General features: G+C 55.7%; 24 protein-coding genes. 17 read left to right on the forward strand and 7 right to left on the reverse strand.

Annotated elements, in window-relative coordinates; translation table 11 throughout:
• Positions 1-552: 552 nt before the first annotated feature.
• Positions 553-1,992 (forward strand): amidase, encoded by a 1,440-nt coding sequence (locus HY788_15975; GenBank protein MBI4775640.1) that lies wholly within the window; start codon positions 553-555, stop codon positions 1,990-1,992.
• Positions 1,993-2,270: 278 nt separating this feature from the next.
• Here HY788_15975 and HY788_15980 read toward each other — a convergent pair whose 3' ends face one another.
• From HY788_15980 to HY788_15990, 3 genes are all read right to left on the reverse strand, one after another.
• On the reverse strand, positions 2,271-2,867 hold the full coding sequence (locus HY788_15980) for a DUF1638 domain-containing protein (protein ID MBI4775641.1): 597 nt from the start codon (positions 2,865-2,867) through the stop codon (positions 2,271-2,273).
• A 429-nt stretch (positions 2,868-3,296) separates the two neighbouring features.
• The gene (locus HY788_15985; protein MBI4775642.1) at positions 3,297-3,722 is read right to left on the reverse strand and encodes a Rieske (2Fe-2S) protein; all 426 of its coding nucleotides are present in this window, start codon (positions 3,720-3,722) and stop codon (positions 3,297-3,299) included.
• 135 nt (positions 3,723-3,857) lie between these two features.
• Positions 3,858-4,268, reverse strand: a complete 411-nt coding sequence (locus tag HY788_15990) for a pyridoxamine 5'-phosphate oxidase family protein (GenBank protein MBI4775643.1) — start codon at positions 4,266-4,268, stop codon at positions 3,858-3,860.
• 396 nt (positions 4,269-4,664) lie between these two features.
• Between HY788_15990 and nuoE the strand changes: the two genes are divergently transcribed.
• The 9 genes from nuoE to HY788_16035 all read left to right on the forward strand — a co-directional run bounded on the left by nuoE (position 4,665) and on the right by HY788_16035 (position 14,862).
• Positions 4,665-5,222, forward strand: coding sequence for an NADH-quinone oxidoreductase subunit NuoE (nuoE, locus tag HY788_15995; GenBank protein MBI4775644.1), 558 nt, complete (start codon positions 4,665-4,667; stop codon positions 5,220-5,222).
• 100 nt (positions 5,223-5,322) lie between these two features.
• Positions 5,323-7,155: an SLBB domain-containing protein gene (locus HY788_16000; GenBank protein MBI4775645.1), complete on the forward strand. Its 1,833-nt coding sequence runs from the start codon at positions 5,323-5,325 to the stop codon at positions 7,153-7,155.
• Positions 7,156-7,175: 20 nt separating this feature from the next.
• Positions 7,176-7,838: a (2Fe-2S)-binding protein gene (locus HY788_16005; GenBank protein ID MBI4775646.1), complete on the forward strand. Its 663-nt coding sequence runs from the start codon at positions 7,176-7,178 to the stop codon at positions 7,836-7,838.
• A 154-nt stretch (positions 7,839-7,992) separates the two neighbouring features.
• Positions 7,993-8,421, forward strand: a complete 429-nt coding sequence (locus tag HY788_16010) for a helix-turn-helix transcriptional regulator (protein ID MBI4775647.1) — start codon at positions 7,993-7,995, stop codon at positions 8,419-8,421.
• Between the two features lie 294 nt (positions 8,422-8,715).
• The gene (locus HY788_16015; GenBank protein MBI4775648.1) at positions 8,716-11,925 is read left to right on the forward strand and encodes a methyltransferase domain-containing protein; all 3,210 of its coding nucleotides are present in this window, start codon (positions 8,716-8,718) and stop codon (positions 11,923-11,925) included.
• A 321-nt stretch (positions 11,926-12,246) separates the two neighbouring features.
• Entirely contained in the window at positions 12,247-12,852 is a 606-nt protein-coding gene (locus HY788_16020) for a hypothetical protein (GenBank protein ID MBI4775649.1), read from the forward strand.
• A 236-nt stretch (positions 12,853-13,088) separates the two neighbouring features.
• Positions 13,089-13,373: a PqqD family protein gene (locus HY788_16025; GenBank protein ID MBI4775650.1), complete on the forward strand. Its 285-nt coding sequence runs from the start codon at positions 13,089-13,091 to the stop codon at positions 13,371-13,373.
• A complete protein-coding gene (locus tag HY788_16030) occupies positions 13,360-13,797 on the forward strand; it encodes a lasso peptide biosynthesis B2 protein (protein ID MBI4775651.1) in 438 nt (145 codons plus the stop codon). The genes HY788_16025 and HY788_16030 overlap by 14 nt, the downstream gene beginning before the upstream one ends.
• 9 nt (positions 13,798-13,806) lie before the next feature.
• Positions 13,807-14,862, forward strand: a complete 1,056-nt coding sequence (locus HY788_16035; protein ID MBI4775652.1) for a hypothetical protein — start codon at positions 13,807-13,809, stop codon at positions 14,860-14,862.
• Between the two features lie 600 nt (positions 14,863-15,462).
• Here the strand turns inward: HY788_16035 and HY788_16040 are convergent.
• From HY788_16040 to HY788_16055, 4 genes are all read right to left on the reverse strand, one after another.
• The gene (locus HY788_16040) at positions 15,463-15,615 is read right to left on the reverse strand and encodes a hypothetical protein (GenBank protein ID MBI4775653.1); all 153 of its coding nucleotides are present in this window, start codon (positions 15,613-15,615) and stop codon (positions 15,463-15,465) included.
• A 500-nt stretch (positions 15,616-16,115) separates the two neighbouring features.
• Positions 16,116-17,522, reverse strand: coding sequence for a B12-binding domain-containing radical SAM protein (locus HY788_16045; protein ID MBI4775654.1), 1,407 nt, complete (start codon positions 17,520-17,522; stop codon positions 16,116-16,118).
• Positions 17,523-17,563: 41 nt separating this feature from the next.
• On the reverse strand, positions 17,564-18,382 hold the full coding sequence (locus tag HY788_16050) for a DUF362 domain-containing protein (GenBank protein MBI4775655.1): 819 nt from the start codon (positions 18,380-18,382) through the stop codon (positions 17,564-17,566).
• Positions 18,383-18,550: 168 nt separating this feature from the next.
• On the reverse strand, positions 18,551-19,471 hold the full coding sequence (locus HY788_16055) for an AEC family transporter (protein MBI4775656.1): 921 nt from the start codon (positions 19,469-19,471) through the stop codon (positions 18,551-18,553).
• Here HY788_16055 and HY788_16060 point away from each other — a divergent pair.
• The 7 genes from HY788_16060 to HY788_16090 form a co-directional block, all read left to right on the forward strand.
• Positions 19,470-19,625, forward strand: a complete 156-nt coding sequence (locus HY788_16060) for a hypothetical protein (protein ID MBI4775657.1) — start codon at positions 19,470-19,472, stop codon at positions 19,623-19,625. The two genes, HY788_16055 and HY788_16060, sit on opposite strands and share 2 nt — an antisense overlap.
• 20 nt (positions 19,626-19,645) lie before the next feature.
• Positions 19,646-19,996, forward strand: coding sequence for a DUF488 family protein (locus tag HY788_16065; GenBank protein MBI4775658.1), 351 nt, complete (start codon positions 19,646-19,648; stop codon positions 19,994-19,996).
• Positions 19,997-20,294: 298 nt separating this feature from the next.
• On the forward strand, positions 20,295-20,498 hold the full coding sequence (locus HY788_16070) for a hypothetical protein (GenBank protein MBI4775659.1): 204 nt from the start codon (positions 20,295-20,297) through the stop codon (positions 20,496-20,498).
• A 126-nt stretch (positions 20,499-20,624) separates the two neighbouring features.
• The gene (locus tag HY788_16075; protein MBI4775660.1) at positions 20,625-22,025 is read left to right on the forward strand and encodes a methyltransferase; all 1,401 of its coding nucleotides are present in this window, start codon (positions 20,625-20,627) and stop codon (positions 22,023-22,025) included.
• Between the two features lie 46 nt (positions 22,026-22,071).
• Positions 22,072-24,696: a sulfatase-like hydrolase/transferase gene (locus HY788_16080; GenBank protein MBI4775661.1), complete on the forward strand. Its 2,625-nt coding sequence runs from the start codon at positions 22,072-22,074 to the stop codon at positions 24,694-24,696.
• 397 nt (positions 24,697-25,093) lie between these two features.
• Entirely contained in the window at positions 25,094-25,528 is a 435-nt protein-coding gene (locus HY788_16085; protein MBI4775662.1) for a transcriptional repressor, read from the forward strand.
• Between the two features lie 93 nt (positions 25,529-25,621).
• On the forward strand, positions 25,622-25,761 hold a 140-nt coding region (locus HY788_16090), incomplete at its 3' end, for a hypothetical protein (protein ID MBI4775663.1).

Genomic DNA, 25,761 nt, shown 5'->3' on the forward strand with positions numbered 1-25,761 from the left:
AAAATTCTGTATCGTCACAACCTTGTGCATGCAGGCTCACTCTGTCATCAAGAGGGCCTAAAGATACCGTCCGGACTCAAACAGATACAGAAATGGAGGCTTGCGGCTTATCTACGCCACGTACTCAAAGGCAGAAGGTTGAGTACAGTCTCACAAGCCTCCCCACCCGGGTAGCTAATCCGGATGGTTTAAATATAATATACAAGGTTGGGTTGAGCGCAGCGAAACCCAACACTTTCGGCTGCATGCCCTCACCCTGCCCCTCTCCCAAAGGGAGAGGGCGTTTGAAATCAGGCGCTTAGGTAGACCGACAACCCTTCTCTGCTGCAAACGGAGTCGTTGAAAGGCCTCCATTGACCGTGATTCGGGTCCGGCAGGAAGGAACACTGGACTCGTATGCCGGAGCCGTGAAAACCCTCTCCCTGTGGGAGAGGGAAGGGAGAGGGTATTCACGGAGCGCAGTACCATGCTGCGTTTGCCGTAGTTCACATCAGAAGCTCAGATTGAATTGAGGAACGAAATCCAATCGAATATCGAATAAGGAGCATAACAGTGACGAAATCGGACGAACTGGCTTCATTGGACGCCACGGCTCAGGCGGAACGCATACGTCGAAAAGAGATTACGGCCCTGGAACTGGTGGACGCGGCCATAGAGCGGATCGAGCGACTCAATCCCAAGCTCAATGCAGTGATTGCCAAAGCTTACGACCAGGCCCGCGCCCAGGCGCGGGATGTCCTGCCCGACGCTCCCTTTGCCGGCGTTCCCTACCTGCTTAAGGATCTGCTGGCGTCGTGGGAAGGCGTGCCCATGGTTTCAGGCTGCTCCTTCATGCGCGACTTTGTGCCGGATCACGACAGCGAACTGGTACGGCGATTGAAGCGGGCCGGGTTCATCCTTCTGGGCAAGACGAACGTTCCGGAACTAGGGCAACTGCCCACCACGGAACCCCGGTTGTTCGGACCTGCCCGGAATCCCTGGGATCCGAGCAGGACGCCCGGCGGATCGAGCGGAGGATCGGCGGCGGCCGTGGCTTCCGGCATGGTCCCCGCGGCCCACGGGAACGACGGGGGAGGATCCATTCGAATTCCGGCCTCCTGCTGCGGTCTTTTCGGCCTCAAACCCACCAGGGCGAGAAACCCGCTGGGACCGGATTTTGGAGATATCATGAGCGGGCTGGTGGTGGAACACGCCCTCACCCGATCGGTAAGAGACAGCGCCGCCATCCTGGACGCCACGTCGGGCCCGCACCCGGGCGATCCCTACTGCGCCCCCCAACCGGCCCGACCTTTCAGCATGGAAGTGGGCGCCGATCCGGGGCGATTGCGCATCGCTTTCTGCTCCACCACGGCCAAAGGTATTCAGGCCCATCCCGATTGTGTCGCCGCGGTGGAGGACGCGGCCAGGCTGTGCGAAGAGCTGGGTCATGACGTTGTCGAGAAGGCTCCGGCGCTCAACCCAAAACTCATGGGACGTCCGATGCTGATCGTGTCGTCCGCCGGGTGTGCGGCCACCATGGAAGGCATGGCTCAGCTGACCGGCCGAACCTTGAAGCAGGAAGCATTCGAACCGCTTACCTGGGCCCTTTACGAGACCGGATGCAAGCAAACCGCGTGGTCCTACCTGCTGGCTCAGGACTCGCTAAACCAAGTAAGGCGCGGACTCGCTCGATTCTTTGACGACTTCGATGTGTGGCTCACGCCTACTTTGGGGGAGCCTCCCCTTCCCCTCGGTAGCTTCGACTCGCCCCCGGATGAGCCCCTTCAAGGTCTTTTCCGCTGCGGGACGTTCATACCCTTCACCCCCATCTGCAATATCACCGGACAGCCGGCCATGTCCGTGCCTCTGTACTGGAACGAAGAGGGTTTGCCCATAGGGACCCAGTTCATCGGCCGGTTCGGAGACGAGGCGACCCTGTTCCGCCTCGCCGCCCAACTCGAGGAAGCCCGGCCCTGGGCGGGACGCCGGCCGCCTGTGTGGGCGGGAGCGTGAATGAAGCGACCTGTATAGGAAGCAAGAAGAACCGCGGAAGTCAGATGAAACCAGCCGAGTGGGGTTGCCTGTTACAGGCTGTTGAAAAATGCGATGTGCGGTCACGCCAACGGCGTGACGCTGCATCCCTCGTCACTGCGACGTACTCTATGTGCGCCTCATTCCTAGGGATTTGCGCGCCTTGCATCTCATCGTTTTTCAACGGCCTGTAACAACCCGGCTTTTTCAACGGGCTGGTAAGGCCATACCTATCTGAAGTCGGAGGGCTTTCGCCGTGTTCATCTCCGTTGGAGCGCCTCGCATAGAACGCGTTTGAGACCTTCAAGGCCGACGTTTCTTCTCTCGAGAACCTGCAGGCCCGTGCGATCGATCATTGCTTCGATTTCTGTCTTGTACTCGTCCAAATCACCCAATGCGTCCAGAAGGATCATACCCTTGAGCTTAGCGAACATGTCACGGGTCTGTTCTTTGGATGCGCACTGTATCCCCTCGGAGAAAGCAATGAAGGCGGGGTTCAAAAAGAAATATTCATGATCGGGGTCGATCTCGAGCAGCTTGCCCCTACCGCCCAGCAGACAATCGATGCAGTTGAGCGCTTCGACCTTGACGACGTCATGCTTCTTTAGCAGGCTTTCCATTTCACCATGAAAACCCAAGCACAGATCCCCGTAAACGAGGACAATTTCGTGGATACCCGCGTCTCGAAGTTTCCGAATCGCCGCATTCAAAGCAAGATCCAGCCGTTCATAGCTGCTGTGCAGGCGTTCGCTCAGGAAAGTTACGTCCGCATCGAGCTCGCCTCGTTCAACGAGAGTTTGAATTTCCCTTTTCAGGATCCCGCACGAAATGATAGAAGCTTTTGCCGGATGTTCCATGGATATTCGCCTATGAAGCAAAGGCTGCATATGGTGGGTTACGCTCGCTCCACTCGCTGACCCAATCTTGTATATTTAAACCGTTTAAACCATCCGGATTACCTGCCCGGGTGGCGAGGAGCTGTGACAGGCGGCGGCATCTGTTTCGTAGGTTGGGTTGAGCAACGCGAAACCCAACAATTCAAGGCACATAGGCAACCGCATCACGCTTCACCCCGCCTATTTGCTTTGCGCTGGTATCGGATGTGCCCGGGCTATTCATTGCGATATTGGACATGTTGGGTTACGCCCGCTTTGCTCGCTAACCCGACAACTGGGCCGAGCTGGGGCTCGGCGCTCCCAGGGATGTGGTTACGCTCGCTTTGCTCGCTAACCCGACATACGACTACTACGACCCCGGTTCGTTCCTTTGCTTGAAACGATCCCTCTTCACCCCTTCACGATAACCCTCAACGTCTCTCCGTCGATCTCCACCGGATACGTGGTGATCGGAAGGGGCGCCGGACCGAACATGTTTTTCCCCTCGAGGCTGTAGGTCGATTTGCCCACGCTGCAGCATTGCACCGTGTCCGTTCCCGGTACCGGGTCCAGCCGACGATGTCCCATGTGGGTGCAGCGATTCCGGAACGCCCGGTACGTGTTATCCTGTCCCAGGATTACCAACACCCTCTCGGGCAGATCCTTGCCTTCGAATCGAACCGCGCCTCCCGGTCGTGTCAGTTCCGGCGTTTTGGCCAAGTCGACCGTCAAGGTGTTGGCCGAGAAGCTCCAGCCCGCCGGATCCTGCGGCTTTCTCGTGACGGGAAGGCCCAGTATCCGCTGGAAGAAATTCCTTTGCAGAAATTGCACGCTCATGGGGTTCCTCTTCTTTTGATGCCTATGCTTCCAACGATTCAGCCGCTCCGCCAAAGGCGGTGCGGCACGCTTACAAAGTTTGAAGGGAGCCTGAGGGAAACTTTTCAAAGTTTCCCTCGGTACGGATATAAGAAACTACCCCGGCCAGACCATCAGCGGCCGGACCTCCGTGACGTCAAAAGCCACCGCGGCCACGATCATGGCCGCTGCCTGGGCCCCTGCGTGCTGTGCGATGGCCGCTTTGATGTTGTCGTACAACGCGCCTTTCTTCTGAATTTCCCGAACCTTGAGGTAGAGGCGACAACCGGGGGTCTTGAATCCCACCGGGCTTTCCGCCACGCAGAACAGCACAGCCAAAGGGTTGCCTTCGAGGTTCGCCAGGCTTCGGTTCTTGCCCAGGCCGAGCACGACCGTGCCGTCTTCCATCAATCGCAGGCTCCCAAAATACGCCACGTTCGGCTGACCCTGTTTATCCGCGGTTCCGAGAACTCCTACCCGACCGGGTTTGTTCACGGTTTCAAAAATCTCTTTGCTGATGTCCACCATTGTTGGCCTCCTGAATTTGGATCTTAGGTTCTCCGCAAAACCGCAGGCCTATGAAAGCACGGCCCGCTGCTGTGATCATGTCTTTTCTAATTTAGAATAGGCCTCACGATCCGTCCGTAGCGACGACTACAAAAACAGAAAAGGCGCAAACTACGGGATCATCTTCGGACGCGATGTACATAAGGATTCCCGCCCCGTCCACATCTGCGTGGATGCTCGACGGCATGACTCCTTATTAGAATAGCTCCTTTTATGGAGGGTGTCCATCGCTTACGGCCGGACCGGTTGGTTCCGAATAGGAAAGAGAAGTCCGTTTGGCGACTTCCCCTTGACCCGATTGGATTTTCATATATGATGTCTGACGAATTGTTAGTGAAGCAGGCGGAAGGATCAAGGATGCACGAAAGCGCGAACAAACCAACGGCAGAGGAACGGTCGGCTGCTGAAGAAGCGGCCCTGTTGGAAGATGTAGCCGCACTGCTGGCCACGTACGATACACGGCGGGGCAACCTTCTGCCCATCCTCCAGGCGATTCAGCACAGGCATTCGTACCTCTCCTCCGGCGCCATGAAGAAGGTGGCGGAACACCTGAGCATTTCCTACGTGGAAGTATTTGGAGTGGCCTCGTTTTACAACCAGTTCCGTTTTCACCCTCCGGGAAAACATCAGATCAAAGTCTGCCTTGGAACGGCCTGCCACGTCCGGGCCGGAGACATCATTCTCGAGAATTTCGAACGGAAACTCGGAATCAAGGAGGGTGAAACCACGGCGGACCGCGAATTCAGCATAGAACGGGTGGCCTGCGTGGGATGTTGCGCCTTGGCTCCCGTGGCGCTGGTAAACGAATACGTGCATGGAAAGATGCAACCCAGCAAGGTCGAGGGACTGATCTTGCAGATCGATATCGAAAAGGAACGGAAAGAGAGGGAAAAAAGATCCAGTGAGCCCGAGTAACGGTGCAATAGTGAAAGAGCGTTTTGCACGCCTTGTGGAAGAGGCGTCCGCACGCTCGGGAGGCGCACTCGAGGACGGTGTGCCCTATATCTACATCGGCATGGCCACTTGCGGGCTGGCGGCCGGCGCCGCGGAGACCAAGAAAGCGTTCGAGGAGGCGTTGGCGGATCGGGGCATCGAGGCGCGCATTGTACCGGTGGGCTGCCTTGGACACTGCTACGCCGAGCCGCTCGTGGTCGTACATACTCCCGAGTATCCGCCTCTATGCTATTATAACGTTTCGGCGGGCCGGGCGCGGGTGCTGGTGAAAGCGTTCCTGGAAGAGGGAGACCCGCTCCAGGAATTTTTGTACGGCGCAAAGGAAATAAACGATCTGTTTCCCACGGTCGACGATTTTCCGAGGTTCAGTCTCGAGAAGAAAGTGGTCATGGAGAAATGCGGGCAAATCGACCCCAACGACATCTATCAATACATCCGAACGGGCGGGTATGCGGCCCTGGCCAAAGCGCTGGCTTCAGATCCTGAAGCCGTCATCGGGCAGGTGACCGAAGCCGGACTGCGGGGCCGGGGAGGAGCCGGCTTTCCCACGGGAAAGAAATGGCAACTGGCCCGGAAATCTCCGGAAAAGGAACGATACGTTATCTGCAACGCGGACGAAGGCGATCCCGGCGCGTACATGGACCGGACCATCCTGGAAAGCAATCCCCACCAATTGATCGAAGGCCTTATCATTTGCGCCTATGCCGTGGGCGCGCAGGAGGCCATTATCTACATCAGGGCCGAGTATCCCCTCGCCGTCAAAGTCGTTCGAAACGCCATTCGCCAGGCACGGGAAGCCGGACTGGCGGGCAAAGACATCCTCGGCTCGAAGTATGATGTCGAGGTGTCCGTATTCGAAGGGTCCGGAGCCTTCGTCTGTGGAGAAGAAACCGCTCTTATCCAGTCCATACAAGGGCTAAGAGGCATGCCTCAGGTGAGACCCCCTTACCCCGTTGAAAAAGGGCTTTGGGGTAAACCCACGGAAGTGAATAACGTCAAGACCTTGTCCACCGTGCCGCTGATCATCAACCGGGGTAGTGAATGGTTTAAGGGGATCGGCACATCGAGCAGCACCGGAACCGCTGTTTTTTCCGTGGTAGGAGACGTGGTGCACCCGGGTCTCGTTGAAATCCCCATGGGGACCACGCTGAGGTCCCTCATATTCGATGTGTGCGGAGGGATCCCGGACAAGAAAGCATTTAAGGCCGTTCAGATCGGGGGGCCTTCCGGCGGGTGCCTCCCGTCCCATTTCCTGGACACGCCGGTGGATTTCGACTCCCTCACCCTGGCCGGCGCCATGATGGGCTCGGGTGGAATGGTGGTCATGAACGAAGATAGCTGCATGGTGGACGTGGCGAGATATTTTATCGATTTTACGCAGAAAGAATCCTGCGGCAAATGCACCTTCTGCCGAATCGGCACGCTCCATTTGCTTAACATACTGGATCGCATCACCAAGGGGGAAGGGATCGAGGAGGATCTGGACACGCTGAACATCCTCAGCGAGGAAATCAAGGAAGGATCGCTTTGCGGCCTCGGGAAAACGGCGCCCAACCCGGTACTTACTTCGTTGCGTTATTTCCGGGAGGAATATGAAGCACATGTGCGGGAAAAACGGTGCCCCGCAAAAGTATGCCGCGCGCTCACGGCTTTCTACATCGATCTGGATAGGTGCGCCAGGGGATGCGATGCCTGTGTGGGCTGCTGCCCCGTGGAGGCCATCTTCACGACCCCTGATCGAAAGAAAGGGGTCGACCAGGAAAAATGTGTGAAATGCGGCGAGTGCATGGTGGCGTGTCCTCCGGAATACGACGCGGTGCGCAAAGTCTCCCCTCCGGAACTGGCCCCGATTGTGGAGCGTGCGCGCGAACGAGCGCCTGACGGGAACCGGTAATCGTTTACGGACGAGCGCTTATGGTCAAACTCGTTATTGATGGAAGAGAAATCGAGGCTCAGGAAGGCTCGAATCTGCTCCGGACTTGCCTGGAAAACGACATCTACATACCCAATCTCTGCTGGCTCGGCGAGATGGAAAAACCATCCGCCTCCTGCAGGTTGTGCTTCGTGGAAGTCGAGGGGATCCCCCAGCCGACCACTTCGTGCTCGATGAAGGTCTGGGACGGAATGAAGGTGCGCACGGACACCGAATGGGTTCGACGGCTTCAGCGGTCTGCGTTCAGACTTCTGCTATCCGCTCACCGCATCGAGTGCCGGACGTGCCCGAGCAACAAGAAATGCGATCTTCAAAAGATAGCCCGGTTCCTGAAGACGCCGTTGAAGCCAAAACGGCTCGAATCGCTTGCACGAAAGGACCAGGAGACGGAAAAGCATCCCTTTTTGGAGTATGTCCCGGATCGTTGCGTGCTTTGCGGCAAGTGCGTATTCGTGTGCCTGAGCCGTCACGAGGTTCCGATGATGGCCTTCGCAAATCGGGGCTTCAGCACAATGATTCGATTTTCCCACGATCCTGTTTCCGGATCTCCGCCGTGCGATCAGTGTCTTGCGTGCGTCGAGATCTGCCCGGTCAGCGCCATTCTCGTCAAGGAAACCTTCATGATTGCCGCCTCTCCGACGTAACGGCAAACGCTCCAAATCCGGAAGATACGAGATTCTTCCCGTACGTTTCATCTCACGATGAACGAATTCATGAAGAAATCGGGCTTACTTTCGATTGTCTGTAACACATTGATCGTGATATACCTTGTATAATCCCTTTAAAGAGGAAGCACCTTTGACATTGGTTCGCGACTGCCCTTGCTCGGGCCAGAGTATGACCCTGTTCACCGCACCCTGGATCCTGCTGACCCTTTACGGGGAAGATGGGCGCCACGGCTACGAGTTGGCGAAAATTGTAAAAGGCCACATGGAGAAAATGGGTGTTTCCTTAAATACCACGGGCTTATACCGCCACCTGAGAAGTTTGGAAAAAAGGGGCATGCTGAGATCGGCCTGGGAGACTCCGGACAAGGGCCAAGCCAAACGAAGATACTTTATCACGGAAGACGGGAAATACTGTCTGTGGACATGGATTGGAACACTGCGGACTCAGTTTGACCTGATGGTCCGTTTTTTCGAAGAGGCCCAGAACCTGTTTCCTGATGCAACGTTTCCGGGAAAGGCCAGCGAAACCGACGGCAGATCCGCCATGAAGGAGATGTAAAGGTAAAAGCCTGTTCCGAGCCGGCCGGGGCCGACCCGGCTATCTTCCTTCCTCCCAGGGTTTCCTTCGCACCGATTCAGCGGATGATGAAATGTAAGCGAGGCCGGAGCACCAGAGGAGCGGTCGGTTCCAGGTCAGAAGCGGGGTCGTAGTTCGTCGAACCCGTTTCTTTGTCAGCTCCAATCTCGTACCTTTCCGAGCGAGAACGTTCTGTTTCAGGTCGATAGTTCCCGTGACGCGATAGACCGCACCGGCGGACATTCCAAGTTCCATCTCTATTTAGAAGGAGGCATCGTGTCTCCATACGAGTCGCTGCACACTCAAACGGACTTCGAACTCCTGCCAGGGCTGCAAGGGGAACGCTCGGGCCGTCTTTCGGATCATTCCCGCGGTCTGGTCCGGATTCAGGGGAGTCGCTTTCCCATCTATCTGATGCCGGACCTGCCGATGTGGTTCGTCCCCAGTCCGGCCGCCGATGAATTGTTGAGGCGTCAGCCCGGCAACATGGGAACTGTATCCGGCCGCGGACAGGATTCGGCCGTATCGAAAGCCTTGGACATGGAAGCGCTGATGCGCTCTTTGGACTTTCCCGGGCACTCGTCTTATAAAGGCCGGGCGCATCTGGAGTTGGAGGGCCTTTCCGAGGTTTGGTTCCATCTCACCGACGCCTGCAACCTGCAATGCCGGCACTGTCTTTTTTCCTGCAAACCGGGACCGGCGACTTTCCTGCCCAGGGAGCGAATCGAAGCGCTGGTGGCTGAAGCCGTCAATATCGGATGTAAACTCGTTTGCTTTACCGGCGGGGAGCCTTTCGTATATCCTGATTTCCCTGATGTACTCGATAGTCTGACCCGAAGGCGAAACCTCCGAATTGCAGTGCTTACCAACGGCTTGCTCATCCCGAGGCGCCTCGAACGAATCAAGCGACTCGACAACGATCGCATCCATTTCCAGATCAGTCTGGACGGTCCCCGGGCAAGCCACGATTTTCTCCGCGGGAAAGGGGCTTTCCATCGGACCCTGTCGGCTGTTGAGAGTCTGGTGTCCCTGAAGGTTCCCTGTAGCGTGGCGATGGCGGTGAACGCCGAAAACGCGGCTCACATGCACACCGTGGTTCAGATCGTGCATGACCTGGGCGTCCCCACGGTTCATTTCCTCTGGCATTTCCAGCGGGGGGAAGGAGCGAAAATGGACCGGTTGGATTTGGAAAAGCTCATCGGGGAATTCCGCAAGGCCGCGAAAAAAGCTCGGGAACTTGGCGTGTCCATCGACAACTTGGAGGCATTGGGGGCGCAACTGTTTTCGTATCCCGGCACCCGATTCGATCTGGGAAACGCGGCTTGGGAATCCTTGGCCATAGGGCCTGACGGCAGCGTCTACCCGACTCCGGCCATGGTGGGCCGGAAATCCTTTCTTGCAGGCAACGCGTCCTCGGGTATTGAAACCGTCTGGCGCACGAGCAAGCTTCTGGATCGCATTCGTCGGGCGTCTCTGATGGACGTTCCGGAAATGGCTTCGGATCCTTGGCGCTTTGTTCTGGGTGGCGGCGACCTGGATCACTGCGCCGCCTCAGGGGACCATGACCAACAAAGCGGGATTCTCACCAAGGACCCCTACGCACCACTCTATCGTGAGATGGCCGTCATGTTGATCGAGGAGGAAGCGGAACATCTCCCTGTCCCGGACCATCCGGGCCTGATACTCCGCATGGGAGACATCACTACGGACTGCCCTTCGGACAAACAGGTCAATTTCACTCACTGCAACTGCCTGCTTTCTCTCGAGCAGGGAAGCGCCCGGCGACTCATTCGGACCTTTTATGCTGAACGAGCCCGGGACACGGACGAGACTATTCAAAATCCGGTTCGGTACGACGGACCGGAAATGGACTTCATACCCAGCGATTCCAGAAACCGATCCTACGGTTGTGGCAGCCCGGTAGCGGATGCCGGACTGCAGCGCGGAGATACCGTGGTGGATTTAGGCTGCGGCGCGGGGGCCGAGTGCTTTATGGCCGCCAAGGCCGTAGGTCCCGGCGGGCGGGTGTACGGCATTGACATGACCGATGCGATGCTGGATGTGGCGCGCCGTTCACACCAACACGTACGGGAGGCGTTAGGATACGATAACTCCCGGTTTCTCAAAGGGTATCTCGAACACGTTCCCCTCGATGACGAGCTTGCCGATGTCGTGGTTTCGAATTGCGTGGTCAATCTCAGTCACAACAAGCGCCGGGTATTCCGCGAAATCCTACGCATTCTAAAACCCGGTGGCAGGCTGGTGATTTCCGACGTGGTAACCGAAACGGATCCCCCTGCGCCCATACGTGCGAATCACCGGTTAATGGGCGAGTGCATCGGAGGCGCGTTTGTGCAGGAATATCTGCCGACCTTGCTGAGGGATATGGGTTTCATCAATATTGAAGTGATCAAACGTTTTCCGTATCGGATGGTCCAGGACCATCCGTTTTATTCATTGACGTTCAGCGCTTACAAGCCGACCAAACAAGAGGCAACGCCGGACGACGTGATGTACGCAGGCCCCTTTCGCGCCGTGGTCACGGACAACGGATCCGTACTCTACCGTGGCGGTCGTTTTCGTCTGAACCTGGGACCGGGGTCGAATCCGGATGCGCTGGCCCGGGCCGGGATGCACCTTCTGGATCCTGGCACCGGATATACGACCAACGTGGACGCTGAGGCGAGCTGCGCCTGCCGGATACCGCCTGAAGTAAAGAAACCGGGTCCGATCAGGGGCTTGCCCGAAACGGGATGTCTGATTTGTGGAGAACCGCTGGTTTATGAGACCATGCCCTCGGAACGCACATGCGTTCAGTGCGGCCGTTCGGAACCGGCAGCCTCCTCTTGCCGAAACGGCCACTATGTGTGCGACCTCTGTCACCTCAGAGATCCCATCGACATTGTTCGAAGGGTCTGCACGACGTCTTCCGAGACCGATATGCTCCGTCTGATGCGAGACATCCGCTCTCACGAACGCTTTCCCATGCACGGCCCGGAACATCACGGACTCGTTCCCGGGGTCATCCTGGCCACATACAGGAATCTCGGGGGACCCGTAGGAGAAGACGAGATTTTGACTGGAATCCAGCGCGGCATTCTGATACCGGGGGGCGCTTGCGCCTACATGGGCAGTTGTGGTGCGGCAACAGGCGTCGGAATCGCGTTTTCCATCATCCTCGAGGCAACGCCCCTTACTTCCACATCTCGAAGAAAAGTCCAGGCCCTGGTAGGAGAGATTATAGAGGTCCTGGCCCAAAGGGAAGCCGCCCGATGTTGCCGTAGAGAATGCTATCTGTCTCTCGTAGTTGCGGCTCGGCGTTCGGAGGACCTGCTACCGGTGAACCTTGTCGCGGATGAACCCTTCTCGTGCACGCAGCATGCTCTGAATAACGAGTGCATAAAAGCCGCCTGTCCACTGTATCCCAAGGACCAGAGCAAGCGTCATCCGGAAGGATCCAGGATACTCGCTCTCGTGAAGAGCTGACGCGGACCGTGACCTCCGCCGCTTCTCCGCCTCCAAATGTAGGCGCCTCATACCTATGTGGAAATATAGACTATCTCCGCACCTCGTCCTTCTTTGACCTTGCACGGACCGAGTATTTGGTCGGCGGCGTTTGGAGACCGGACGGCGGACGCGGTACTGGAAATGAAACCAGCCGCCCGCCCGTAAACGGGTACATCGTTTTGCGTCCGTTTGCCGCCGTGAAAGCTCTCTGTTTTTTTGTTGCGTTCGTCTTTCGCGTCCCCTATCATCCGATCGAAACGCAAGATTACCGAACAATGAAGAAACCAGAAGGAGAATCGTATGTTTCACCGAAACCGTTTCTTGAACATGGCGTTGTCCGTCGTGGCCCTATTCCTCTTCTCGGTCGGCCCGGCGCCGGCGGATGAGGTCACGGAAGCCATCGAGGAGGGGTTGAAGCAATACAACGACGGCAAGTACACGGAGGCAACCGGGAGTCTCGATTATGCGTCCCAGCTGATACGTCAGAAGAAAAGCCAGGATTTGCTGAAGCTGCTTCCGGAACCGCTTTCCGGATGGACGGCGGAGGAAGGATCGTCGGAGGCCGTGGGCGGAGCCATGTTCGGCGGAGCAGTTACCGCGAAAAGAACCTACTCGAAGGACTCCAGCTCCGTTTCCGTTGAATTCATGGCCGATTCTCCCATGCTGCAAGGCATGATGATGATGTTCACGAACCCCGTGTTCGCCACTTCCGACGGCGGAAAACTCGAGAAGATCAGCGGACAGCGCGCCATCGTCAAGTACGATGCTTCCGATAAAACGGGAGAAATCAAGATCATCGTGGCCAACCGGTTCCTGGTCACGGTCAGCGGAGACGGAATCGCCAAGAAAGAGTTGACGGACTACGCACAAGCCATCCAATACGACAAGCTGGCGGTCATGCCCTGAGCATTTGCCGGCCGAAACAGTCAAATTTAAGAATTCGACGATGAAACGACCACCCGGCGAGTTTCCCTTGCTTGCCGGGTCTTTCATGGCTCGTTTATAGACCCTGGAATAGGATCGTCCGTCACGAAGCACGGAGGCAAGCGAAGATACGGCCACGGGAAAAGAGGTCCGCTGTCTTCATCGGATCGCTTCCGGAGCGGTTCGCCTGAAACTCATTACACTTACGGAGAACGAAGATGGACGCATGGGAACTCCGCTTCAAGAGAGGTAGCGAAGTGACGTGGTCGGAAATCGAGGACGAGTGTGTACTGCTCCATCTGTCCACTGGGCGTTACTATACCCTCAATGAGGTGGGAAGGTTCATGTGGAAGTCCTTGGACGGCAAGAAGTCCCTGTCCGAACTGCACCGAAGCGTCATCCGGGAATACGATGTGGATGAGCAATCGGCCAAACAGGACATCCTGGAAGTGGTACAGGACCTTTTGAAAGAAGGTCTTCTGGAGACAGATGACAAGAATTGATCGCCTGCGTGAATTGTGCACTTTGAGAAATTGGCCATTGTATGTTCAAATTTTGATCTGGATGTCCGTCGTCCGGATTCTGGTGAATCGCATGGAGATACGCGCCGTGCTGAATCGGCTGGACAGGCGAAGGACCGCCCGTAGACCGCTTCGTGACGCCGACATCGAGCGGGCGTGGATCGGACGCCGCTTCGTGGATCTCATACTGATTCGACTTCTTAAAAGCGCCACTCCCTGCCTGGTTCAGTCACTTACCCTGTTCCATCTCTTCCGCCGCCGGGGCCTGGATGTCGGAATCGTTTTCGGAGTCCAAAAGAACACGTCCCCGCTCAAAGGTCATAGCTGGATACTCATCAACGGCGAAACGCCGTTGGAGCCGGCGGCCCCCGAGGCGTCGTGCGTGACCTTGTTCTCGTATCCATGAAGGCCCCGCATGAATCCCACCCATCTAAACGACGTCTTGAGATTGGAACTGAACCGGTGCGGGCTGGTTGAACGCTCGTTTCTTCTTCATGGGACACGTCTGACCGTCCGGTCGAATTCGTCCTTCCTGCTCGATGCCGTGGAACAGGGGCTCGCCTACTATTCGCAGAACGTATCCGACGGTCCTGCGGAGATCGAGTTCCTGCTTTTGGACCACCCGCTATCCGAATTGGGATCCCTCGCGCTTACCGGAAGCCCCGTTTTGCACTTTGATTCGGAAGTTGATGATGAACAAGGAATCACCGGTAGCATGGGCCTCCACCTCAAATATTATACTTGGGAGACTCTCGAGGTGGCCGACTTCGGACCTACGGGTCAACTCTTTGTGGATCCTTCGGGCACCCTGGGAGTCGCCCTGATCAGTCCCTGTTCATCGCCGAGCCCCAGAGCGCTTAATTACATATTCTCGCTGGGTCTCGCATCCCTCCTCCGGATGAAGGGCCGCTATTTTATCCACGCCGCGGGTTTGGCCGAAAACGGGAAAGGCGTCATAATTCCAGCAAGTTCGGGCAGAGGGAAGACCACCCTGTCTCTGGCTCTGGTCAGGGGCGGTTTCCAATTTCTGGGAGACGATCGCCTGTTGATCGAGCGGGCCGCGGATCACATTCGAGTCCTGGGCTTTCTGGAGAGCGTAAATGTGACGGATGAGACCATTTCCCTTTTTCAGGAAATACGGTGTCTTCCGGAAAAGGCCTTTGGATCCTCCGCCAGGAAAAAGAACTTCCGGTTGGAGCAGGTGTATCCGGGCTGTACCGTGGAATCGTGCAATCCGGAAGTGCTGCTGTTCCCCTCGATCATCGACGAGGGCGCCAGTCGAGTGGAACCCGCACCCAAGATGGAGGCGGTTGTGGGGCTGCTACCGCACAGCCTCCTGGTTCTGGACAAAGAAGTGGCGCGGTCGCACTTTCAGTTGTTGTGCCGTATGGTCGAACGGATGCACTGCTACAGGTTGTATTTTGGAAGGGATTTTAGGGAGGTTCCCCATCTCGTTCGCGAGTTGTTGTAGGGCCGGATGTCGGACAACATCCGGCCCTTTAGCTTCAAAGCAGCGCCTCCTCGGCGTCTATCTTTACCTTTTCAGCGACTCCGGCCTAGTTGGGGCTGGGGGCGCCTGAAGTTACATTCTTCAGCTTTTCGTGCCCGGTCAATTCAGGCTTGGAATAGGGCCGTTTTTCTTGTTCAACTTCGTTGACCGGCCTGTCGAGGTCTTCTTTCTTCATACCCTTTCTCCTTCGTGACATTCATGCGCCGTCTCCCCACGGTTGACACCTCGCATGATAAACCGCAGGGCGCATGGTTCGGGGATCCATATCCAGGGTCTGGATAATAAGCCGTTTCCAGGCACGCCCACAGGAGATTTGGAATGGATTACGGCGGCGGCGAGCCGTTGCCGGCGGTCATGTCTTTCAACGGACCGAATATCCTCAACTCGGGCCTGACATAGGGACGTCTGTCTTCAGAAATCCGTTCCTTCGGGGTTTCTTTTTCCGATTTCATATTCCTTTTCCTGTCGAACCTTACTCCCTGCGTGATCTTTGCTGTTGAGCGGGAATCGGTAAACAAACATGGCGATTCCCCCCAAATGATGGACGCCGGCTCTAGAGTCTCAGCCGGAACCGACTGGGCCGGCCGTTACCTTCTTCAGCTTGTCGTGCAGGATCAGTAGAGGTTTGGAGTAGTCCCGCTTGTTTTCGGTGACAGTTACGACCGGCTGTCGGTCATCCCCTTGTTTCATGGCGCCTCCGTTTCTCATTCGCATATACAGCCATCCTCCATTCGACGTCTATGTATGGAAAAGCATGACTCGCGTATGAACAGATCGTCTCGTCGGATTTGGCATGGTCCGACGCCACAGAAGCAACGGGAGAAAACGAGGCGATTTGTCAATGGCGTTACTAGGCCGTTCCCATTAACTGGGAGCCAAACTCGCCGTAATTGTTCCGAGGGGAAGGTATTTCTTCAAGACCGGCTTAACGTAGGGCTTTTTCACTTCGACGGACGTATCTTGCCTTTTCATGTTTTCCCCCTTCTCTTCCTATGTTACACACATTGCGGCTTATGCTACAATAATTCCTTGAAGATGTCAATCGACTTCGAAATACCGGCAAGCATGCGGCGATATGCAGCAACCGGAACGAAAAACCGTCCCGCTGAAGGTCGCAACTCGACGATCTTCTCCTTTTCCGGAGACGCGCGGACCCGTTCGAACCTGTTGGCTCGCCCCTGATGCGGAGTATCCGGAGAGTCCGAGCCGACCGATCAAAGAATCCCGGACTTGGTCCGAGCTTGATAGATAAACCGCGCAAGTTTCAGAGGACGATTGCGAAGCAGCAGGTTTACGTGATGGCGCCACCGGAAAAACGGTTGAAAGTGGATTTTCATCCACTCGTCCCGCTCACGAGGGGAAAAGGAGGCCAGGCAAGTATTTTTATAATAAGCCTGAATCCTTTCGCGAGTCCATTCATTTTCCTCGAAAAAGCGGTTTCCTCTTTTCTCATACAGGGCTGTTCCGGGATACAGCTGCAGGGGAAACCAGCTAAATGAAGCGGGATTAAGGTGTTTGATCCAGGCAAGTTTCTTTTCCAGGTCCGAAAGGGTTTCCCCTTCGAACCCGGTGATCATATACAGGTGAGGGTGCATTCGGTGTCTTTGTATGAGCTTTACGGCCCGCTCATTGACCTGCACGGTCGTACCCTTGCGAACGGAGTTCAACTGATCCTGTAAGCCCGACTCGATACCGATTTCAATTAAGATACATCCCGCACGCTTAAGCTGTCTCAAGATCGCGGGTTGAATCCGGTTGGCCCGGGCCTGTATGGCCCATTTGATTCGTTTGTGCATGCCCTCCGACAGCATACGTTCACATATCTCCCCGGCGCGCCGCTCGTCGATCAAGAAATCATTGTCCATGAAATAGAGGGCTTCAACGCCATAGTTCTTAAGGATGTGGCGTATCCATTCCATGACATAGTCTACGCTGTGAAATCGAACACCGCGGCCGTACGTGGATGATTCCGAACAGAAATCGCACCGGCGTTCGCACCCCCTGGAACTCAATATGGATACTGTGGAGAGGTAGAAGCCTCGAATCGTGGATATGCTGGGACGGGTATAGTACTTCATATCCAGCAGGTCAAAAGCAGGAAAAGGCAAGTCGTCCAGGTTGGGATTCCGATGCGGCGGAGTGTGAATGAATTGATCCTCCTTCTTTCTCCACCAAACACCGGGTATGGTCTCCGGGGCGGCCCCGGACACCAGTTCGACCATGGGTATCTCGCCCTCGCCTTCCACAACGGCGCAAAGCTCGGGAATTCTTCGAAGGGTCAGGTCGGGGAGGGCGGTGGCGTGGTGTCCCCCGGCCACCATGGGTCCGGAGTACACGCTTCGGATCAGCGCTACGCTCTCGATGGTGTCATAAATCAGGGGAGATACCGTATTGAAACCGACCATGTCCGGCCTGGTTCTCCGGACATGATCGATCATGGACCTGTCGATGAGGTTCCTGTCCAACCCCAACCTGGCGATCATGCCGTGCCGGTCGAAAATGGATACGTCATGGCCGTTGCGCCTTAATAACGCAGCGATGAAGGTGACATTCAGGGGCGTCCAATGGGCCAGCGGAACGGCCTTATGGTTTGTGTAAGGCGCTACGAGCAGTACTTTCACGAAATCCCCTTTACCATCGAATGCACCTATCCCGCGTCTTCTTATTGGAAGCCCACTTTTCGCGCATGCCGTAACTGGATCGTCTCATAGGGATCTTCTTCGAAGTGCTCCAGACATCCGAACCGCTCTTTCAGCCGGTACAACTCACGGTAGGCCTCGGCGTCCACCTGTAGAAGACTGTCGCCAACCAGGACCACGCCCGCATGTTCCAGGCGGCCTTTATTCGGACCCTGCGTAATGAATGCGCTTCGACCATCCACAATGATCAGATCGGGCGGCACAGCCAAACTGATCTCCACCGTCTTCTCTCTCAAATGGTGCAAGTGCAACAGCTTTCGTTCAACGGGATGCATGAAACCCACAGCCAGTTTGAAGCCCATGGTAAAATCTGCGTACGCATGCGTCTTCAGATTGGCCAGAGAGATGACCCGATCCGCCTCCATTGCGATTCTGGGCACGGTCACCTGCTTCAGAAAAAAACCATCGATAGGCACGCGCACCCACGTGCTCTCGTCAAAATACATCATCTTCGCCCGGCCCGCCAAGGCGTCCGCAATGCCCGCCGCCTTCGCCACGCGGCGTGTGGGCAAGCGCGTATTGGCCGAGCAATCCCCTACCAGTATATGCCGCATCCCCCTACCCATCAAAAAGTCCACCAGGGCCGCCAGAAAATCGGGTGAAGTTGACGCCGGGTAGGGATCCGCCGTGTTGAGATTGATTTTAATGAGTAGACGGTGTTCCGGCAGGAACCTTTTCGACAGGCAGCGATCCCATTCGGCTCCGAACGCATCAAACGCGTCTCTTGGATCTTCCGAGCAAGGAAACCTCAGCACCCCGACATCACTCAGCGGGCGGTCCATCGATCGCTTCCTGGGAGGCAAAGAGCCGTCCGTTTCCAACTTCCGGAGGATTCCGGGGCCGAACATCCTCCGTATTGCGATCCCCAAAAGGGTTTTGGCTTCACTCAGCAACACACTACTCCCCGAAAAAAAGTTCAGATCCTGATTTGAGTATCCGATAAGCCCTGATCATGGCACAAATAACCATACTGCCAAGGAAAGCGATCCCGTGGACAGTAGTGTCGAAAGCACAATGACGGATGAGGCCAGGTTCGCATCGCTATCGAGCTGCGAAGACAGAACGTAACTGGCCGTGGAAGTGGGTAACGCAAAAAAGAGCATCGCGGTCGACAAGAATGAATCGACCACATTGAACAGCATCAAAACCAGGTAGCCCATAACAGGGTATAAACCGACCTTGAACACGGAAGCTACCAAGGCCGCCTTGAAACGTCCTCGGAGGGCCGCCGGATGGATCGCGCCACCGATGGAGATCAGCGCCATGGGCAGGGACACGGCGGACACGAGCCGGAACGAATTTTCAAGGAAACCGGGAAACGGTTGTCCTAATCTTGCATACAAGAGTCCAAGAAAGCAAGCCAGGATGAACGGATTGGACACAATGGCCTTACCTGTGACGCGAAGTTTTTCGCTTCCGGAAATGTCTCTGCCTGAAAACCAGATGAGTGTCGAAACGGACAGAAGATTGATAAAAGGTATGGCAAAACTGATGATCACCCCGAATTGACGAACCGCCGGTTCGCCGGATGCGTTCAATACAACGGCCATGCCGATATAGGTGTTGAAACGGTAACAGCACTGCGAAAATGCGCCTGCTTCAAAATCGGAAATCTTGAACGCCCGTTTACATAACAGGCTGAGCACCCATGCCACGAGGATCGTCACCAGTATGGCCAGGTAACCGCGGGCATCGATGGTGCTTGATTCGGCGGGACTTCCTATTTTCCAGAACAAAAGCACTGGGAAAAAAATATAATAGATCAGCCTGTCCGACGTCTTCAAAAACGTTTCGTTGGTTAGGCGGAAGCGTGCGAGAATCGAGCCCAGACCAATGACGAGAAAAACCGGCAGGACACTGTCCAAAACCATGGAAATCCCATTCAGGTTCGAATTGGCCGCTCAGACGGATGTTGAACGATACCGCTACCAAGCGACGAGTGGCGGAAGTGGAAGTATAGGGAAGACGGGCGCCGTGTTCAAGGAAAACACTTCAGAGCTTTTGAACTTCCAGGCCGCCTCCTGAATAACCGAGCGAGGGCCAAGATGAAACTGTTCGTTTCCAATTACGCAAGCCAACACAAATTCGAGCGCTTCGGCGTACTAAGGCGTGTCCGTATCTCCCGTGGCAAAGACCGGCTGGGACGCTTCGACACCAGTGTGATCGAGCTGGCGCCCAGCCGGCGACTCCTCGAACGCTACCGTAGCGCGAACATAGACGAGAACGAATACGCCCATAAGTACTGGGAGGAAGTAGATCCTGTATGGCGCTTTGCCGTCAGCCGGCTAAGAGACGGCGACTGTCTTCTTTGCTTTTGTCCTGTCGGAAGTCCGTGTCATCGTCTTCTCGTGGCGGAAAGACTCAGAAAGGAAGGACATCAAGTGGTCGAGTTCTAGGGGGGGAACGCTTTCCTCATCTTGATGGAATAACGGTCCTGGACAAGAAGAGTCTTTCTGTGTTATGAATCATGAATTCATACGGAGGCCAACGTCGTTTTTTGTGTGCGCAGATTCATACGTTTGGCGAATGGCGCCGAGGGTGGTCAGGAACCGCCGGCGTCTCTCCGGGTCCGGATTCAACCAAGATATTGAACGATCCGTGGAAAAGGCCTGTACGAGTTGTCTATCGACGACCGTACGCCGCGGAGACCTCTGGCCTTTATATCACACACAGTAAGGACGGAAGGTTACGAACATGTTTCTCCTTGGTTTCGTTTCTATTTCAATCGTTTTGGTTCTATTCGCCGCCGGGGAAGCCCACGCGTATCTGGACGCCGGAAGCGGCAGCATGCTGATCCAAATTATTCTGGGCGGAGCGGCCGGCCTGGTAGTGATACTGAAGCTTTTCTGGCGCCGCATACTGGAGGTTCTGGGAATCGCGAAACAGGATACGAACTAGGATCTGTTCGAGCTTCCGCGCGAGATGGAGTCGAGGCCTCAAGCGCCCGCACGTCCCAACCGGGGCTCGGTCCCACCCAAACCCGGTCCTGCTCCGATGCCCGTAGTCGCTTTGGGAAACCATTCCGTGGAACCCGGCTCTTTTCGAGACCGAAACGGCCGAGTTGTGTACACCGCAGAAGGTGTGTTCCGTCTGCTGAGCGATCACGCTTTGCGCCAATGGGAAGCGCTTTCCAAGACCCTTTTTTTTCAGCGGCTTATGTCCGATGGAAAGATCGTGGAAACGGAACGTGTCCACCCCGAGCCCCGGGCCCTCACACATGGCATTGACGGAAACTGGGCGGCCGTTCTCAAACATCGCACCGTTCCTTTCGTCTCGTATCCCTATGAGTGGTGTTTCGGCATGCTCCAAGACGCCGCTCTCCTTCAGTTGGAACTACTCCGCGCGGCCCTCGATGAGGACATGATACTAAAGGACGCATCGGCGTATAACGTCCAATGGATTGGAACGAGGCCGATATTCATCGATGTGCCGTCCTTCGAAGAATGGGAAGCGGGCGAACCATGGATCGGCTACCGGCAGTTCTGTCAACTCTTTCTCTACCCTCTCTTTCTCCAGGCATACAAGAATGTTTCGTTTCAGCCCTGGCTCAGGGGCCAAATCGACGGGATCGATCCGGAACAGTTCAACCGTCTGATGTCGCTGCGCGACCTTGCGCGTCCGGGCGTGTTCTCGCACGTGTTTCTTCAGGCGAAGATGCAGGCCAGGTATGGAAGTTCCGATAAAGATATCAGAACCACTATGAAGAGCGTCGGTTTCCACAAGAACCTGATCCTTTCCAATGTGGATCGACTCCGGAAGATCGTCCGACGACTTTCATTGAAACCGAGAGAGTCCGAGTGGTCGGACTACGAGCGATTTCATACCTATACGAACGAGGACCTGGAGAGGAAGGCGGCCTTCGTACGCCGCGCTGTCCATTCCCGCCCCTGGAATCTGGTGTGGGATCTCGGCTGCAACACCGGCGCTTTCTCACGAATCGCCTCGGAGAATGCCCGCTACGTAGTGGCCATGGACGCCGATCATCTGGCTGTCGAGCGCTTCTATCAAGCGCTTCGGTCTGAAGGACGGGAAGCTATCCTACCTTTGGTGATGAACCTCTCCGATTCGTCGCCGGATTTAGGCTGGAGGGGACTGGAGCGAAAAAGCATTGTCGGCCGCGGTAAACCTGACCTGACACTGTGCCTTGCTTTGATACACCATCTGGTGATCACCGCCAACATACCCCTACCGGAGCTTGTAGACTGGCTGGCCGCTCTCGGAACGGATCTCGTAATTGAATTCATCCTTAAAGAGGATCCCATGGTCCGGACCCTGTTGAGAAACAAAGCGGACCACTATGACGACTATGACCTGGCGGTGTTCGAAGGCTCCCTTTCAGCGTCTTTTGAAGTGATCGAGCGTGAACCCCTCGGAAACGGCACCCGGATCCTTTTTTTCGCCCGGAACCGGGTCCGAACCGGATAGACCATAACTCATCGAAGATAAGACTGAGTAACTCCTGTTTGTTTCTATGAATCAAAAACGCGAAGCCCTCGTAGACCTGCTGCATCTGTTCGTGCTGTCCGGATTCGCTCTGGCCCAGCCCTTATATGACTCGCTTTCGAGACAGGCCGAATTTTTTGTCGCCCGGCGATCGGAACCCCTGGACTTCGTGGTGCTGGCATTTGTGCTTTCCGCGCTGATTCCCGCGACATTGGCCCTTATGGAATGGCTGGTCGATCTGGTCGCGCCGGCGCTTCGCAAACGCTTCCACACAGCGATCGTAGCCCTGCTGATGGCGCTCGTCCTCTTGCCTGCGTTGAAACGGTTCGATCCGCTGCCCGCCGGAATCGTTGTTTTGGCGGCGGCGGGATTGGGCGCAGGCTTGAGTTATGTCATTACAAGGTTCCGTCCGGCGAGATCGTTCCTGACTGTGTTATCCCCTTCGATTCTCTTTTTTCCCGTCCTCTTTCTTTTCCATTCCCCTGTAACCAAGCTGCTGTTATCCCATCAGGAACCGCACTTCGCCGTCGAAGCGCCCTCAACCACACCGGTCGTCCTGGTGGTGTTCGACGAATTCTGCGTTACCAGTCTCATGAACCAGCAAGGCCGAATCGATCCCATTCGATATCCCAATTTCGCCGCCTTTGCAGACGATGCAACATGGTTTCGAAACGCCACCACGGTGGGTATGTTGACGAATATAGCTCTACCGGCCATACTTACGGGTAGATATCCGACCCGGCCCAGCTTGCCTCACGCGTCCGATTTTCCAAATACTCTTTTTACACTGCTGGGCGCCTCGTATGACCTTCATGTTATCGAGCCGGTAACGGATCTCTGTCCGCACGACCTGTGCGAGGGAGAACGGGAGCCCCGGAAGCCGGAGGAACGGATCGGATCGTTGATGCTGGATCTCTCGGTCATTTATCCCCACCTGATCCTTCCAGGAGGTCTCGCGAACTGCATCCCGAGCATCGCACACGCATGGGGGGGATTCATCGAGCAGGAACAAGGCGCCTCTGACTCCAGATTGGGAAAAGAGGTCTGGGGAGATCGTGGCCGGAATTTCTTGAGTTTCGTCGACTCCATTCAGGATGGCGACAAGCCCAAACTGCATTTCCACCACACCCTGCTTCCGCATGCGCCGTACGACTTTCTACCCTCGGGCAAGAAATATTCCACGGCGGGATGGGCGTGTGGCCTGTTCCCAAATTCGGAGCAATGGCGGGAACAAGAGGAGCCGGTTGTTCATGCTCACCAGCGTTACCTGCTTCAAGTGGGTTTCGTGGACCAACTTGTCGGAAAGCTCGTGCGGCGTCTCAAGAAGGAGAATTTGTATGATCGTTCCTTGATTCTGCTCACTTCAGACCACGGTGTGAGCTTTATTCCGGGCGACGATCGCAGGGGGGTGACTGAGAAAAATCTCAGCGATATCCTTAGCGTTCTCCTGATGATCAAAAAGCCCCACCAACATCGCGGAGAAGTGAGCGACAGGTACATCGAGTCCGTTGATATCCTGCCGACCATCGGGGAAATACTGAACGTTTCCATTCCATGGTCAGTGGACGGCCGGTCGGCCTTCAGTGCCTCTTGGGCGGAGCGAACCCAGAAGACCATTTTCGATCAGGATTACAGGAAGCACTCCGTGGCCGCCGAAATGGTTCGAAAAGAGGTCACCCTGGAACGGCAATTGATGTTGTTTGGATCCGGGAACCAGACGGGTCCCTTCCCGTACCTGCGTTCTCCTGAAGGTCTCATAGGCAAGAGCATCGAGGACCTTGGACCCGTCGGACAGAGCGACCTGAGAGTCCTGTTCGAAAACGAACCCATGCCTGCTGCAGTCGACCCGGAAGCCGATTTTGTGCCCTGTCATCTTCTGGCGACCATACAGGCCGACCGGAAATTGGATCATCCGCTGCGCTTGGCAATCGCCGTGAACGGTGTTATTCGGGCCGTGGCGAGCAGTTACGAAGACCAAGACGACAAGGCGACACTTTCAGTCATCGTTCCGGATTCCTCTTTCCATCCCGGCTTCAATCGACTCGAAACGTTTGTAGTGGCCACAGGCAAACAAGGTCTCGCGCTTTCCCGCACCAACGTTCAGAGAGATCTGACATACACCTTGTTAAGCGACACCGAAGGAGAGACTGTGACCTGCTCCGACGGAAAGTCCTTTCCGGTGGTGCGCGAGGCCATCCAGGGCATACTCGACGTCGCGGAGGTCACGAATGATTTCGTGCGCCTGGAAGGGTGGGCCGCGGACATTGAGGAAGGAGAGCTTCCGGCATTGATCGTCCTATTTTCTGAAGGCGTCTCCTCGTACGTGAGCTGGAATAACCTGGATCGGCCCGACGTGGCGGAACACTTCGACAACTCGATGCTGACGGCTTCGGGATTCAGATTTTGGGCGCCGTTGGGCGCCTTCGAGGGAAAAGCGGTGAGAGTATTCGCGCTGTCCAATGGAGGCGCGGCTTCGGAGCTGGGATATAGCGAAAATGCCCGTTGGGTCTCCAACGGCGGATCATTTCTCGAATCCGCGTTTGCTCCTTTCAGGATACGTTTTCAAGCTGCCTTTGGAAGAATTCAAGGAGAACGACATCCGGGTTTTCGCCCTATCCGACGCTGGAGAGGGATCGGAGCTCAGGTACGCTGAAAGCTTCGAACGTTTCTCAAAACGATAGCGCCGCTCGATCGGGCTATGGGATCTCTTTCCAATTGCCCCGCTTTCGCGAACTCGAAATGGATGTCCGTCAGCCCCGGCAGGCACTGGGGCTGCGGATCGCAGTAAGAAGGTCCTTTCTCTTTCGCCCGTCAAAGAAATCGAACATTCCCCCCCATCCGCGGACCGTCCACACGATTGGGACCCCGATGATTCGACCCCCGGTCATGCCGGTCGTTCGGCCCCGGGTCCGCTATGTCGGAGAGTTCTCCCTGGAAAGAATCCGTGCGGATAGCGGATTTTCGGTGGCTTGGTATCCGATACCGCTTGACATCGCCTGAAATATCTCTTAGATTAGAATCATTCTAAAATAATAGGCATTCCCAATTACATGCAAAGCCCCCTGGAACTCATTCAAACCAGCGGTTTGATGGTTACTCCCCAACGAGTGGCTATTCTTGAAGCCCTATTGGAGGAACACTGCCATCCAAGCCCCGAGCTTATCTACAAACGCGTTAGCGCCCTTTTCCCGCGCATGTCTCTTGCCACGGTCTACAACGCCCTCGACCGGTTCGAAGAAGTCGGGCTGGTGAGAAAAGTGAACGCTCTCTTCGGTGTAGCGCGTTATGACGCCATGATCGATTCTCACTTGCATGCCGTATGCACGGAATGCGGGCGAATAGACGACGTTCCCGCGAAATCCGTTCCCTTTTCCGAGTTTCTAGAAATTCCGGTTGACGATATACATGTTCAATCGGTTTCGTTGCATTTACTCGGTCTTTGTGATGCATGCAAGGAACGGGAAAAGCTTAAAAGTATGAGGTAGTTCGACGCCCGCAGGACGTCCGTGAATTTCAAAAATATCTATCAATGATCCAATAAACGAGAAACATTTTAAATACCATCAGGAGGCCTGGTAATGGCGACAGAAGAAACCAAAGCTGCGGCGATTGTTAAAGAAAAAAAGGAAAAGCCGAAAGTTTCGGAATTGACCATAGACAGCGCATCGGCGAAGATGATCGAGAAGGCGCGTAAGGAAGGCGTCGAGACGATCTTCGA

Source organism: Deltaproteobacteria bacterium (assembly GCA_016208165.1).
Lineage (GTDB): Bacteria > Desulfobacterota > Desulfarculia > JACQYL01 > JACQYL01 > JACQYL01.